Source organism: Nonomuraea rubra (genome assembly GCF_014207985.1).
GTDB classification, from domain to species: Bacteria; Actinomycetota; Actinomycetes; order Streptosporangiales; family Streptosporangiaceae; genus Nonomuraea; species Nonomuraea rubra.
In genome coordinates this window covers 586309-600846 of the sequence record NZ_JACHMI010000001.1, presented here as the reverse complement: position 1 = coordinate 600846, position 14538 = coordinate 586309, and the positions used below count along the sequence as shown (strand labels likewise).

10 protein-coding genes are annotated in these 14538 nt (G+C 72.3%); 4 read left to right on the top strand and 6 right to left on the bottom strand.

From position 1 onward, the window contains the following. Nucleotides 1–22 precede the first annotated feature (22 nt). Complete coding sequence (locus HD593_RS02790) at nt 23–1180, bottom strand: glycoside hydrolase family 1 protein (protein WP_221524586.1); 1158 nt, start codon at nt 1178–1180, stop codon at nt 23–25. Nucleotides 1181–1352: 172 nt separating this feature from the next. Between HD593_RS02790 and HD593_RS02785 the strand changes: the two genes are divergently transcribed. Beyond that, nucleotides 1353–3149, top strand: coding sequence for a protein kinase domain-containing protein (locus tag HD593_RS02785; RefSeq protein ID WP_185100564.1), 1797 nt, complete (start codon nt 1353–1355; stop codon nt 3147–3149). 188 nt (nt 3150–3337) lie between these two features. Continuing rightward, complete coding sequence (locus HD593_RS02780; RefSeq protein ID WP_246546200.1) at nt 3338–4978, top strand: S1 family peptidase; 1641 nt, start codon at nt 3338–3340, stop codon at nt 4976–4978. On the opposite strand, the gene HD593_RS02775 is transcribed toward HD593_RS02780, so the two are convergent. The 4 genes from HD593_RS02775 to HD593_RS61030 are packed head-to-tail and all read right to left on the bottom strand — an operon-like array spanning nt 4936 to nt 9230. After that, on the bottom strand, nt 4936–6177 hold the full coding sequence (locus HD593_RS02775) for a hypothetical protein (RefSeq protein WP_185100562.1): 1242 nt from the start codon (nt 6175–6177) through the stop codon (nt 4936–4938). The two genes, HD593_RS02780 and HD593_RS02775, sit on opposite strands and share 43 nt — an antisense overlap. Next, nucleotides 6174–7442 carry an ABC transporter substrate-binding protein gene (locus tag HD593_RS02770; protein WP_185100561.1) on the bottom strand — a complete coding sequence of 423 codons (1269 nt, stop codon included), beginning with the start codon at nt 7440–7442 and terminating at the stop codon, nt 6174–6176. Before HD593_RS02770 ends, HD593_RS02775 begins: the two co-directional genes overlap by 4 nt. A gap of 25 nt (nt 7443–7467) precedes the next feature. Continuing rightward, the gene (locus tag HD593_RS02765; RefSeq protein ID WP_185100560.1) at nt 7468–8292 is read right to left on the bottom strand and encodes a carbohydrate ABC transporter permease; all 825 of its coding nucleotides are present in this window, start codon (nt 8290–8292) and stop codon (nt 7468–7470) included. Further along, entirely contained in the window at nt 8292–9230 is a 939-nt protein-coding gene (locus HD593_RS61030; protein WP_185100559.1) for a carbohydrate ABC transporter permease, read from the bottom strand. Before HD593_RS61030 ends, HD593_RS02765 begins: the two co-directional genes overlap by 1 nt. A 245-nt stretch (nt 9231–9475) precedes the next feature. Between HD593_RS61030 and HD593_RS02755 the strand changes: the two genes are divergently transcribed. After that, on the top strand, nt 9476–10510 hold the full coding sequence (locus HD593_RS02755) for a LacI family DNA-binding transcriptional regulator (RefSeq protein WP_185100558.1): 1035 nt from the start codon (nt 9476–9478) through the stop codon (nt 10508–10510). A gap of 124 nt (nt 10511–10634) precedes the next feature. Beyond that, a complete protein-coding gene (locus HD593_RS02750; RefSeq protein WP_185100557.1) occupies nt 10635–13634 on the top strand; it encodes a hypothetical protein in 3000 nt (999 codons plus the stop codon). Here HD593_RS02750 and HD593_RS02745 read toward each other — a convergent pair. After that, nucleotides 13624–14538, bottom strand: coding sequence for a LysR family transcriptional regulator (locus HD593_RS02745; protein WP_185100556.1), 915 nt, complete (start codon nt 14536–14538; stop codon nt 13624–13626). The two genes, HD593_RS02750 and HD593_RS02745, sit on opposite strands and share 11 nt — an antisense overlap.

Sequence of the window (14538 nt, the reverse complement as noted above, 5' to 3'; positions counted from 1 at the left end):
GGGCGCGCCGCCCGCGCCCGGGTTACAGGGCGTTGGCGCGGGCGACGTCGCCCAGCCAGCGGGCGCTGGGCTTGGCGTCGCGGGCGAACGTCTCCCGGTCCACCGACACCAGCCCGAAGGTCGGCGCCCACGACCCCCACTCGTAGTTGTCCAGCAACGACCAGTGCAAATAGCCGCGCACGTCGGCCCCATCGGCCATGGCCGCGTGCAGCCCGGCCAGCGCCGCCCGCGTGTACTCCACGCGCTCGGCGTCGTCCCCCGTGGCCACGCCGTTCTCCGTCACCAGGATCGGCACGCCGGGCAACCGCCGTGCCGTGTGCCGTACGGCGTCGCCGAGCGCGCCGGGGTAGAACTCCCACCCGGTGAGCGTGCGCCGGGCGCCGTCGGGGACGGGCAGCGCGCCGTCGCGGCCGATCCGCACCCGCGTGTACGCCTGCACCCCCACGAAGTCGTCGCCCGAGGCGGCGTCCAGGAACCGGTCCTCCCTGGGCCAGGCCCACGCGTCCCGCTCGGCCTGCGCGCCGTCCTCGGCCTGGAAGTTCTGGTTGGCGATCGTCCAGCCCGACCTCAGGCCGGCCGTGCCCAGTTCCTCGCGGGCGGCCCGGTGCGCGTCGGTCAGGGTGTCGGCCATCGCCTGGTCAGGGGCCGCCATGGCGCCGGCCACGCCGCCCTCGTGGTGCCCGTTCCGCATGGCCTCGGCCATCATCGCGAGCATGTTGGGCTCGTTGATCGTGCATACCCAGGAGACGCCGTCCAGGATGGGCAGCACCGTCCGCACGTACCTGCGGAACCGCTCGACCGCCGTGCCGGACCGCCACCCGCCCTCCCGCTGGAACCACAGCGGGCTGGTGAAGTGGTGCAGCGTCACCACGGGGGTGAGCCCGCGCTCCAGGCAGCCTTCCACCATGCGGCGGTAGTGCGCGAGGTGGGCCCGCGACACCTCGCCCTCGACCGGCTCGATCCGCGCCCACTCGATGCCGAACCGGTAAGCGCTCAGGCCGAGGTCCCGCACCAGGTCGAGGTCCTCGGGCCAGCGGTGGTAGCTGTCGCAGGCGTCGCCGCTGCGCTCGGGCAGCCGGCTCTCCAGCCCCCACAGGTCGCTGGCGACGTTGTTGCCCTCGATCTGGTGCGCGCTGCTCGCCGCACCCCACAGGAAGCCCTCCGGAAACGCGATCCCCATGCCCCGCCGTCCCTTCACCATCATCAGAGTCGACGCAAAACCTACCAGCTGGTTAGTAAACGCGGCCCACGAACTGATCTCCCGCGCCAAAACCGCCCCATCGCAGGGCACAGTTCGGGAAGATGGGGGCGAAATGGCAAGCCGACCCCGTACCGCGACCGAGTAAGGCGCCATGATCGAAGAAGCCGAAATCCTGCCCCTCACCCGCGAGGACCCCCGGCAGATCTCCCGGTACGCCATCCAGGGGCGTCTCGGCGCCGGCGGGCAGGGCGTCGTCTACCTCGGGCGCGACCCCGGCGGCAGGCCGGTCGCCGTCAAGGTGCTCAGGGAGAGCGGGCTGCCGGCCCCGCAGGCCCGCGCCCGCTTCGCGCGGGAGGTGGACGCAGCGCGCAGCGTCCCCCAGGCCCACACCGCCGCGATCCTGGACGCCGACGTCCTGGCCGAGCGGCCGTACATCGTCAGCGAGTACGTGCCCGGCCTGTCCCTGCAGGCGGCGGTGGAGCGCAACGGCGTGTTCACCGGCAACGCGCTGGAACGGCTGGCCACCCACACCATCACCGCGCTGGCCGCCATCCACGGCGCGAAGGTGGTGCACCGGGACTTCAAGCCGGCCAACGTGCTGATCGGGCCGGACGGGCCGCGCGTGGTGGACTTCGGCATCGCCCGCGCCCTGGAGTCCGGCGCGCATCCGACGAGCTCCATGCTGGGGACGCCGCCGTACATGGCTCCCGAGCAGCTGCACGAGCAGCCCGCCGGCGCGTACACGGACGTGTTCGCCTGGGCCGCGACGATGGTCTTCGCCGCGACCGGCAGGCCGCCCTTCGGCCAGGGCCCCTTCGCCGCGGTGGCCCACCGCATCCTGAACGCGTCGCCGAACCTGGACGGCGTGCCCGCCCCGCTGCGTGACGTGCTCGCGCGCTGCCTGGCCAAGGACCCGGCCGAGCGGCCGGCCGCCATCCAGGTGCTGCAGTCGCTGATCGGCCACGGCACCGTGGTGGAGCCGGAGTCCTGGCAGGCGCCCACGGAACCGGCGAGGAAGCGCACGGGCCTGCTGGTCGGCGCGGTCTCCGCCGCGCTGGTCGTCCTCACGGCCTGCTCGGTCGCGATCCTGCGCTACACCTCCTCGGGCGACGGCGAACCCGCCGCCTCCCGGCACACCGGCCCCGCCGCTTCCCAGCACACCGGCCCCGCCGCTTCCCAGCACACCGGCCCCGCCGCTTCCGAACGCACCGGCGCCGCCGCCTCGGAGAACGCGGAGCCCGGCACGAAGGACCCGGCGGACCCGGCGGGGCGGCGCAACCACTGGCCGCTCGGCGAGGGGTCGGGCACGCAGGCCGCCGACTCCGCGGGCGAGGCGAAGCTGCTGCTGCACGCCGGCGCCGGCTGGGACACCCGCCCGCCCGCGCCGGGTCGGAACGCGCTGCTGTTCGACGGCGTCAAGGGGTACGCCGCCACCGAGGGGCCGGCGGCCGTCGATCCGGCGCGCAGCTTCACCGTCGCGGCCATGGCCCGCATCGACCGGCTCCCGGCGGCGTCCGACTTCGCGGCGGTGCTGAGCCAGGACTCGACCGACGACGTCTTCTCCTACACCCTCCAGAACATGCGCTGCACCGCGGCGGGGAAGCCGGACCGCTTCTGCCCGGGAGCGGGTTCGTACTGGGCGTTCTCGGTGCACGAGACGGGCAGCGTCGACGCGGAACGGGCCGTGGCCGCCACCGCCGCCGAGCTCAGGACCTGGACGCGGGTCGCGGGGGTCCACGACCGGGAGGCCGGCGAGATCCGGATCTACGTCAACGGCCGTCTGGAAGGCATCAGGACGCTGACCAACCCGGTACGCCCCGCCTCCGGCCCCTTCTACCTGGGGCGCGCCACGTACGCCGGGCCCGTGGACTTCTGGCCGGGCGCGGTCGCCGACGTGGCGGTCTGGGAGCGGGCATTGCCGGACGAGGAGATCGGCGCGCTGAATTAGCCACCAGAACATAAACCTAGACAAACCGGACAGGCCGCCGCTAGCCTGAGGGCGCTCCAGTGGGGGCCAACTGGAGCACCAAACTTTCTTGCTCGAACTGGGCCGCGGGATTTCCCAGTCGGCTCCAAGCCATGGACAAGAGCATCCCCTCACCATCTCCATTCGTGAGCGGATATTTCAGGAAAAGGTTGACGAAGATCGCCGCGGTCGCGGCGGCCGTCGCGGTTGTGGCACTGCCCGCCGCCCCCGCGGCGGCCGACGGCGCGCCAGACGAGCGGCCGGACGTGTCCGTCGGCACCTGGCTGGCAGCACGTACGCAGCCCGCCGTCCAGCTGACGAGCTTCACCTATACCGGCACGGTCGCCGTCCCGACCAGCACGATCAACGAGACCACGTTCAACGCGCTGACCCAGCAGGCCGTCGACGCCGTGCAGGCGGGCAAGATCTCCTCGGACGAGCGCAGCATCGCCAAGTGGCTCTTCCAGCGGATCGCCGCCGACGTCGACACCTACCTCACGGAGACCACCCCGGAGCGTACGGTCGAGGCCGAGGTCGGCGGCCTGTGCACCGGCTGGTGGGTGACGCCCGACGGGTACATGGTGACCGGGGCCCACTGCGTCCAGGTCGGCGAGACCGAGCTCAGCCAGCTGTTCGCGCAGCAGGCGCTGGCCAAGTTCAACGAGCAGGACGCCAAGGAGATCATCGCCGGGCTGCAGGGCATCGAGGCCGACGAGGAGATCCTCAAGCTCGCGCAGCAGATCTACGTCACGTTCAACACCGGCCACATGAAGATCCGCAACCTGCAGCAGAGCCTGTCGGTGCTGCAGAGCCTGCCGGGCGGCGGCGTGGACAAGACCGCCAAGGCGACCCCGGCGGAGCTGGTCTCGGTGGGCGAGAGCTACCCCGGCAAGGACTTCGCGCTGCTCAAGGTCAACGGCCAGCAGAACCTGCCGACCGTCCCGCTCGGCGACGACGCCGACGTGCGCACCGGCGACACGCTGTACATCAGCGGCTTCCCCGGCCTGGTGACGAACACGCCGTTCTTCAGCCTGGAGTCGAAGCTGGAGCCCGCTCTGACCGAGGGGCCGTACAACGCCAAGCGCACCACCCAGACCGGCGTGCCGTACATCCAGACCCAGGCGCCGTCCTACCAGGGCAACTCCGGCGGCCCGGTGTTCAGCAAGGACGGCAAGGTCATCGGCATGCTGATCGCCGGCACGGTGAGCGCGGGCGGCGAGGCCTCGGAGAGCGAGAGCTTCGTGCTGCCGGTGAGCATCATCAAGGAGAAGCTCGGCGAGAAGAACGTCAAGCCCGCCCAGGGCGTGACCACCACCCGGTACAACGAGGCGGTCAACGACTACTTCCGCAACTACTACGAGGACGCGCTGCCCAAGTTCCGCGAGGTGCAGGCGCTCTTCCCGAACCACCCGTACGTGGCCAAGTACATCAGCGACACGCAGGCGGCGATCTCGGCGGGCAAGGACGAGTCGCCCAGGCCGATCCTCATGTGGGTGCTGATCGGGGCCGGCGCGCTGCTCGTGATCGTGCTCGCCGTGGTGCTGGCTAAGGTGCTCGGCCGGCGCCGGCGCCGCGCCGCCGCCGCCCACGCCCCGTACGGCGCGGTGCCGTCGCCGCCGTGGCAGCAGCACCCCCTTCCGTCGGGCCAGGCCCAGGTCTCTCCTCCGGTCCCGCCGTCCTACCAGCCGTACGGGTACAACGGCTCGAACTACGGTCACGGGCCGCAGGCGGGGCAGCCGTACCTGGGCGACCAGACGCGCGACGTGCGCTACGGCCAGTTCTCGCCCCCGCAGGACGGCCGCCCCTCCTGAACGTCCGCCTTCCTGACCGCTTCGAGGGTGACCGCCAGCTCGGTCTCCGGTACGAACTGGCCGAAGGTGTCGTTCGCGAAGAAGGACACCCCGGCCACGGACCCGGCGTGCGCCGCCAGCACCTCCCGCTGGTAGAGATAGGTACGCCGGTCGTCCAGATAGGTCCGGTACCAGTACCACGGATCCACGAAGTCGAGCCCGAGCAGCGGCCGCGGCCCGCCGAGCGCGGCCTTGCTCAGCAGGTTCGGCACGATCTCGGTGCGCTCGACGAGCACGGCGAACGTGCTGACCAGGATCGCGTCGAGCGAGCGGTAGGCGGCGTCGGTCATGCCCCAGGCCGCCCGCTCCACCTCCGCCCGCCAGTACGTGTCCATCCAGTAGACGAGCCGGTCCCCCATGGCCTCCCGCAGCCGCAGGAAGAACCGCTCGATCCCGGCCGACCGCTCCGGCGTGAGCGGCGGCGCGTTGTCCGGATGCCAGAACCCGACCAGGCCGAACTGGTTGCCGAGCAGGATCCCGTCCAGCCCGAAGTCGGCCGTGAACGCGGCCGTCTGCGCGGCCACGAAGTCCCCGGCCGGCAGCCCGCCCTCGATGCCGCCGGGGTAGGCGGCGTACGGGCGGGTATCGGCCGCGAGCGGCGCGGTCACGTCGATGACGCCCGGCACGAGGTGCCCGCCGGCGTCGGCGGTGCCGGCCGCCACCTCCGGGTGCCGCTCCGTCTTCCACTCGCTGCGGCAGAACTCGGGGCCCGGCTCCAGGTACTCCAGCAGGCTCACCCGCAGGCCGCGCCGCTCCGCCTCGGCACGCACGGCCGCGTAGACGCCGGCCAGCGTCCGGTAGTCCATCGGCTGCTCGGACAGCACGAACATGGGCCCGGCCGAGTACGGGTTGAACGAGCGCTCGCCGCCGTCGCGCACCCGGGCCAGCCAGTCGCGGTTGTGCGCCCTCGCGGCGGCGGCCGGCCCGCCGGGGGCCGCCGCGAAGCAGTTGTAGCGAGCCCAGTCGAAGCGGTGGTCCCAGGCGTCGCGGCCGGCGTAGTTGAGCACGTGGTCGCCGTTGCCTGCGCAGAACACGATCGTGACGGGCCGGTCGGCGAGCCAGCCGGCGTGGTGGTCGAAGAAGGCCGCCACCCCCGGAGCCGGATCGCCCAGATCGTCGAAGATCTTGGGGGTGATCCAGAGGCAGGCTTCCAGGTTCACTTGGCCTCCTCGAACGCCTGGTCCATGCGGCCGAGCAGGGTCGGCACGTCGGTCGTCCCGTTGAACAGCTCCTGGATCGAGGTCAGGTGCTCCTGCTGCACCTTCGGGCCCGGCCAGCCCTGGTCCGGGTAGAGGGTGGACCTCCCGTTCTCGACGGCTTCGAGCACCGGCCGCTGGAGCGCGTCCGGCTGGAAGGCCGGGCTGGACAGCGCCGGGCTGCTGCCGGACTCCGTGGCGTACAGCGCCTGGCCTTCCGGGGAGGCGAGGAACTGCATGAACTTCCTGGCCAGTGCCGGGTTCTTGGCCTTGGCGTTGACGCCGTACACGATGCCGACCGACACCGGCAGGTAGGTGGCCTCGGCGCTGTCGGTGGCCGGGAACGGGGTCATCGAGAACGTGGTGCCCTGCGGCGCGGAGTTCAGCGCCGACTGCACGGCGGACAGCACGTGCACGGCGCCCAGCGCCTTGCCCTGGCCGAGGAGCTGCATCTGCTCGTCGTAGCCGACGCCGTTGGGACTGTCGTTGAAGCAGCCGGAGTCGCGCAGTTGCAGGTACTGCTCCATCGCCCGCTTCCACTCCGACTTGGCGAAGCTGGCCTGGCCGTCCTTCTGCTGCTGGGTGAACCGCGGGTTCGGGCCGTAGACGAGGGAGGCGGTCAGCGCGTACGGCACGAGCTGGGCGACCCACGCCGACTTGAGCCCGAGCGCGAACGCCACGACCCCCTTGGCCTTGGCGTCCTCGCAGAACGCGAGCACCTCCGGCCAGGTCGTGGGCTTGCTCAGGCCGGTCCTGGCCAGCGCCTGGTCGTTCCACACAGCTCCGATGGCGCCGATCGTCACGGGGACGGCCACCACCTTGCCCGCGGGGTCGCTGGTGACGGCCTTGAGGTCGGCGCTCAGGCCGCTCGCCCAGCTCTCGCCCGACAGGTCCATCAGCATGCCGTCGGCGCCGAGGTCGCGTACGGCCATGGTGTTGCCGCCGCCCGGCCACATGCGGAACACGTCGGGGGCCGTGCCCGAGGAGAGCTGGGTGCGGAGCTGCTGCTGGTAGGAGGCGTCGTCCTCGGTGAACGTGGTCCTGACGGTGACGCCCGGATTGGCCTTCTCGAACGCCTCGACGGCGGCCCGGGCCGGGCCCTGCCCGGCGGCGGCGAGGGTGAGGACCTGCTCGCCGGAGGTGGCGGTGTTCTGGCCGCCCGAGGTCGAGCAGGCGCCTGCCGCGACCGCGAGGCAGCAGGCGGAGGCGAGCGTTCTGACGATCTTCATGCGGAACTCCAATGGGGGGTGGGGGTCAGCCTTTGAGGCCGCCGGCGAAGCCCTTGATGATGTGTTTCTGCAGCGCGAAGTAGACGACGAGGATGGGGATGACGCTGATCACGAGGCCGGCGAAGATGAGGGGCCACTGCGAGACGTACTGGCTGACGAACCCGTAGATCGCGACCGGCGCCGTGGTGTTGCCGCTGCCGCCGAGATACAGCAGCGGCGTGAAGAACTCGTTCCAGATGCCGACGGCGTTCAGGATCACGACCGTGCCGGTGACCGGGCGCAGCAGCGGGAAGACCACCGAGACGAACGAGCGCAGCGGCCCGCAGCCGTCGAGCAGCGCGGCCTCCTCGTAGTCGAGCGGCAGCTCGCGCAGGAACATCGTGTAGAGGAAGACCGAGAACGGGATCTGCTGCCCGACGTTGATCAGGATGACCGACCAGAGCGAGCCGAGCAGGCCGAAGTCGCGCATGGTGGCGTAGAGCGGGAGCAGGGCGAGCTGGCCGGGCACGAGCAGGCCGCCGATGACGAAGTAGAAGGTGTACCGGGACCAGCCCCTGGTGACGCGGGCCAGCGGGTAGGCGGCCGTCGAGGCGAAGGCGATGATCAGGACGACGCTGACAGCCGTGATGAGGAAGCTGTTGGCCAGCGCCGCACCGAGGCTCGCCTGGTTCCAGGCCTGGACGTAGTTGTCCAGCGTGGGCGGGAACGCGAAGGCCAGCGCCCCGCTCTGGCTGTCCCGCGGCTTGAGCGAGACGTTGAGCAGGCCGGCCAGCGGCACGAGGAAGGCCAGCGCGAGCAGGATCAGGCCCACCTCGCGCGCCAGCGTGCGCCAGGTGTATCGCGCGTGCATCAGCTGCTCCTCCTCTGCGTCAGGCGGAACTGGACCCCGGCCAGGACCGCGATGACCACGGTCATGACGACGGCCAGCGCGATCGAGAACGGGAAGTCGCCGAGCGAGAACGCGCTCTTGTAGATGGCCGTCGAGATCGTCTCCGTCGCCGTGCCGGGCCCGCCGCCGGTCATGGCCATGACCTGGTCGAACTGCTTGAGCCCGCCGATGAGGCAGAGCATCACGTTGATCACGACCGCGCCGTTGAGCAGCGGCAGCACGACGCGGCGGAACTTGCTCCACGGGCCCGCCCCGTCGATGGTGGCCGCCTCCAGCACCTCGGCCGGGATCGCCTGCAGCCCTGCCAGGTAGATCACCATGGAGTAGCCGGAGAACTGCCAGACGATCTCCAGGACGATCGCGTACAGGGCCGTGTCGGGGTCGCCGAGCCAGTCGTGGGCCAGCGCGCCCAGGCCGGCGGCGCGCAGGGCGTCGTTCACGACGCCGTTGGGCGACAGCAGGAAGCTCCAGACGTACCCGGCGACCAGCGGGGTGAGGACGACGGGCGCGAAGAAGATCACCCGCAGCACGTAGCGGCTCTTGACCATGCTGTTCACGCCGAGCGCGAGGAGCAGGCCGGCGACGTTCTGCACGACCGTGGCGGCCGCCGCCAGGGTGAGGGTGTTGACCAGGGCGTCGAGGGCCGTGCGGTCGGAGAAGACGGAGGTGAAGTTGTCCAGGCCGACGAAGGACCAGTCGGCGCGCAGGCCGTTCCAGTCGGTGAAGGAGAACAGCGCGCCGTTGGCGCTGGGGACGACGACGATGAAGAGGTAGATCGAGATGGCGGGCACGACGAACCACCAGGGCGCGCGGACCCCGACCCGGCGGCGCCTGGCGGGGGCCTGCCGGGTGGGTTCGCGGACGCCGGGCGATGTCGCCGGCGCATGAGTGGCAGCCACGTGTGACTCCTCTCGGGGGTGACCATGGATGCACGTGGTCTGCTGGACGGAGGCGGGATGATCGCGGCCTCGTCATGGAGCCCACAGGTCGTGAATCGATTCACGACGTTGCGGGCACATTACGCGGGCGATCGGAGCGATGTCAACGAGATCGCGGGCCCTCCCGCGGCCTTCGTGAATCCATTCACGGATCCGCTAGGCTGAGGGCCGACATCCCGGACCCGACGACAGGTGTGAGGAGCCCGATGGCCTCTGGACCGGCGCAGAAGCAGTCGAAGGCCGAGGTCTCCGCCCCCACGGTCGCCGACGTGGCGGCCCGCGCCGGGGTCTCGCGGGCGACGGTCTCCTACACCTTCACCCAGCCCGGCCGGGTCTCGCCCGACCTGCGGCGCCGCGTCATCGAGGCCGCCGACGAGCTGGGCTACGTCGGCAACGAGGCGGCGCGCCGGCTGCGCGTGGGGCACAGCCTGGCGCTGGGGCTGCTGGTCTCCAACATCGGCAACCCCGTCTACGCCGAGCTCGCGGCGGGCGCCGAGGCGGAGGCCGCCGCGCACGGCCGCTTCATCCTCGTGGCCAACAGCGACGAGAGCCCGGAGCGCGAGCGGGCCTACCTCGGCTTCTTCGAGTCCCAGCAGGTGAGCGGGATCCTCGCGGCCCCGGTCGGCGACGTGCCCGAGGAGCTGCTCGGGCTGGGCCGCAGGGGCACGCCGTTCGTCCTGGTCGGCACGGCCACAGGGCCGCACAGCTATCCGGCGATCTCCGGCGACAACGAGCGCGGCGGCCATCTGGCGGCCACGCACCTGCTCGCCCAGGGGCGGCGGCGGCTGATCTTCATCGGCGGCCCGCACCCCCACGTCGACCTGCGGCTGGCGGGGGCCAAGCGGGCGGTCGAGGAGTTCGGGGAACCCGCCTCGCTGGAGATCATCCGGGTCCAGGTGCAGACCGCGAAGGTCGGCGAGGCGGTCGCGCGGACGCTGCTGCGGCGCCCGGCCGACGGCTCCCCCGACGGCATCGTGGCGGGCAACGACCTGCTCGCGCTGGGCCTGCTGCACGGGCTGATCATGGGCGGGATCCGGGTGCCCGATGATCTGTCGCTGGTCGGGTACGACGACATAGAGTTCGCCGACTTCGCCATCGTGCCGCTGACGACCATTCGCCACCCGTCGGCGGCCCTGGGCGCCAGTGCCGTACGCATCCTGCTGGGCATCGAGTCCGAGCGCGACATGCTGGGCCGGTTCGAGCCCGAGCTCGTGGTCCGCGAGACCTCGCTGCCCGGGTGACGCACTGTTGACACGGCCGCGACGCCGCTCGTAGGCTCCGCGCATCGTCGTGAATCGATTCACGAGCACATCGGCCGCATCGGCCCAGGTCACGACGGTGCTCGCACCCCCTGGAGGCACCCCCATGAGCTCGAAACGGATCGTTGCGGTGGCCGTGACCGCGGCGCTGGCGCTGACCCCCGCCACCGCGGCGGCGGCCTCCCCGCGACCGGCCCCGCTGCCCGAAGTGGCCGCCCTCGACCCGGCCACGATCGACCTCGCCGACTTCACCGGCCTGGAGCAGCAGATCGCGCCCTACCTGGGCAACCTGGCCCGGCTGGCCAACAGCGTCAACGACGACAGCGCCACGAACCACGGGTTCATCACCTGCGGCTGCTGGCGCGCCGGGCAGGGGCCGAACGACGCCCGCGTCATGGAGAACGTCCTCACGCTCGCCTACTTCTACACCGCCGACCGCCCGTGGAACCCGTACCACCGGGATCCGGCCCTGCGGGCCCGGCTGGAAGCGGCGCTGCGGTTCATGCTCGGCACCCAGAACGCCGACGGCTCGTTCCCGCAGGGCTCGGGCGACCTGCATTCGCGGGCCGCCACGGGGTTCGCGCTCGAGCTGTACGCGATCATGCTGGAGCTCCTCGACGCCGACGGCACCCTCGATCCCGCCCTGGTCGCGGAGCTGACCGCGGCCATGAGGGCGGCGAGCACGTGGTTCCTGGAGGACGCGGAGGTGTGGGGGCCGCGCGGCGCGCAGTTCGCCAACCAGGTCGCCGGCGGGCTGGTCGGCATCTCCCGCCTGCTCGCCCGCTTCGGCGACGCGCGGTTACGCGCCCGGTTCGAGCAGCGGCTGGCCGAGCACGAGCAGGTCTCGCAGGGCGAGGCCGGGTTCTTCCGCGACGGGACGGTGGCCCACCGCTACAGCCTCGAAGTCGAGTCCGAGGATCTCGCCGGCTGGGCCGACCCCGCCACCCGGCCGGTGATCGACCGGATGCAGGCGCGCTACCTGGACTGGGCCCAGTACAACCTGCTCTACGACCAGGGGCTCGACGGCTACTTCATCAACACCGCCAGCGACTCGCGGCACCGCGGCTGGAACTACGCCGACGAGCTCCCGATCGGCTCCAACAACCTCTGGGGCGCGGTGATCCCGCAGGCCCGCGCCTACTCGGCCACCCGGGAGGAGACCGAGGAGCGCCACGCCGCCTTCGCGCGGGCGGGCTGGCAGACGTCGGTCGCGCCGCTCATCGCCCCGACGTGGGCCTACCTCGACCCCTCGGTCATCAGGGACGTGGCGCTGGGCGAGGAGTACCACCCGGCCGCCGCCGACCGCCGGGCCGCCATCGGGACGCTGCGCCCCTACGCCGGGGCGCCGTACACCGAGTACCGCGCGGACGCGGCCACCGGGCAGCGGTTCGTCTTCGCCAAGCGGCCCTCGTACGTCGTCGGCCTGGGCTTCGGCAGGCACGTCGACACCCAGTACGGCTTCTGGGACAACCAGCGCTTCGGCCTCGGCTACCTCTACGACCCGGAGCTCGGCGTGGTCGTCCAGGGGCAGAACGCGCCCCAGATCGGCGCGCCGCGCACCCGGCCGGTGGACGCGGAGCTCTCGTGGGGCACCGGCTGGACGGCGGCGGACGGCCCGCACTTCGACTCCTACGACCAGCCCGTGCCCGCGTTCTTCCGCGACGGCGCTCCCGTGGACCCGGCAGCCGGGGGCGACCTCGACGACCTGGAGATCCGGTACGCGGCGGCGGGCGGCACCAAGTCGGTGACGCTGGGCGACCGGCTGCGGGTGCGGGTCGAGGGCGGCGCCGCGCCGTTCTTCGAGCGCATCCCGCTCGTGCTGGACAAGGGTGACACGCTCCAGTGGATCGGGGGCGGGCCCGTCGCGGTGGGATCCCGCTCCGAGGCCCAGGATGTCAGCGGCGTGGTGGTCAGCCGCGACGGCCGCAGCGTGGAGATCCGCTGGTCCGGCGCCGGGTCGGCGGTCCTGTGGCCGTCGTCGTTCCCGGTCGCGGGCGGGAAGCGCACCCTCCAGGTGCTCGACCTCAGGGCCACGGGCACGCTGGCGTACGACCTCCGGATCGTGGACGACGCGTGCGTCGGGTCGGACGAGCGGGCGAGCGTCTTCATCGGCGACCACGACACCGGCGTCGCCAACTCCGGCGACGGCACCGGCTGCACGGTCGCCGACCGGCTGCGCGCCGGCGAGCAGTGGGACAGCCACCACGCCTTCGTCACCCACGTCACCAGGACCACCGCGGCGCTGGCCCGCGAGGACGTGCTGGCCCGGCGCGACGCCGCCCGCCTGGTCTCCGCCGCGGCCCGCTCCGACGTGGGCAGGAACCTCGTCACCGCCTCCCTGAGCGCGGCCGAGGCGGTGGCGGGCACCGGGCTCGACGTGCAGCTGTCGGGGCGGAGCATCCGCGAGGCGACGGTGTCGGGCCCCTGCCTGGCCGGCGACGTCACCACCACCGGCACGGCGCGGGTCACCGTGCGGGAGACGACGCTGCCCGGCCCCTGCCCGCTCACCGTCCGCACGGTCCGCACCTCCGGAACGGTCGAGCTCGACACCCTCCCGCTGGTCATCGTGCCGGACGCCCAGGGCGTCGTCTTCCGGGACGGCTTCTCCTCGCCGTCGCAGGCGTGGACCGCCGTGGACGGGACCTGGAGCGTCACCGGCGGCGTCTACCGCCAGGAGGACACGACCCGTACGGGCCGGCGGACCTACGTCAACGGCCTGACGATCGCCGACGGCACGGTCGAGACCCGCATCGACTTCCGCACGGTGGCGACCTCGACCGCGTTCGCCGGTGTCCAGGTGCGCACGGCCGCCCCCGGCGACGCGTACACGCAGTCGGGGTACCTCGTCTACCTGCGGCCCAACGGCTCCGTGGACGTCCACCGGGCCGGCACGGGCGTGCTCGCCACCGGCACCGGACCGGCGGTCACGGGCCCGGCGACGCTGCGGGTCGAGCTGCGCGGGGCGCAGATCCGCGCCTTCGTCGGCGACGACCCCGCGCCGCGCGTCACGGTGACCGATCCGAGCCCGATCACCGGCCCTGGCTCCGTCCAGCTCATCACCGGCAGGGCGGCGGCCGACTTCGACGACGTCCGCGTCACCAGGTGAGCAGCTCGGGGGTGTGGTCCTTCAGCACGTCCAGGAAGGACCCGGCGAGAGTGCCGCGGTAGCCGCGCCGCCGCAGGACCGCGACCACCGGCAGGCCGGCGTCCAGGCTCTCGACCTCGATCGCCCGCAGGCTGCCCAGGCGCAGCTCCTCCCTGACGCTGCTGGTGGGCATGAGCGCAAGGCCGAAGCCGGCCTCCACCAGCCGCCGTTGCGCGGTGAGGCTGTCGATGCGGGTGATCGAGGGCTCGGTGAGCCCGGACGCGGCCAGCAGGCGTTCGAGGAGGTGGCCGTAGGAGTCGGAGCGGCCACGCTCGGGCGGGAAGCTCAGCCAGCGCTCGCCCTCGAAGGCGCGCAGGTCGGGCAGGCGGGCGGCGGTGACGGGGTGGGAGGCGGGCAGCACGACCAGGAGCCGCTCCGCGCCGAGGGGGATCGACTCCAGGCGCGGGTCCGGGTCGGGGAAGTAGCGCAGGCCCATGGTCGCCTCGCCACCGCGGACGAGGGCGCTCACCTCGCGGCTGGTGGCCGTGCGCAGCTCGACCTCCACCTGCGGGAAGCGCGACTCGAACGTGCGCAGCGCGTCCACGATGTGCGAGTCGGCCAGGGTGCCGACGATCACCAGGCTGAGCGTGCGGGCGTTCCCGCCGGCGGACGCGTCGCGTACGGCCCGCTCCGCGTCACGGACGGAGGCGAGCACGGCCTCCGCGTACGGCAGCAGCGCCAGGCCCGCCTCGGTCAGCGCCACCCGGCGCCCGGACCGCTCGAACAGCGCCGCCCCCAGCGACCGTTCGAGCTCGTGGACGCGGCGGCTGATCGCGGGCTGGGACCGGTTCAGCCTCCTGGACGCCTCCGTGAACCCGCCCACCCTGGCGATGCAGAGAAAGGTCTCGAGCTCCTCAAGCGTCAC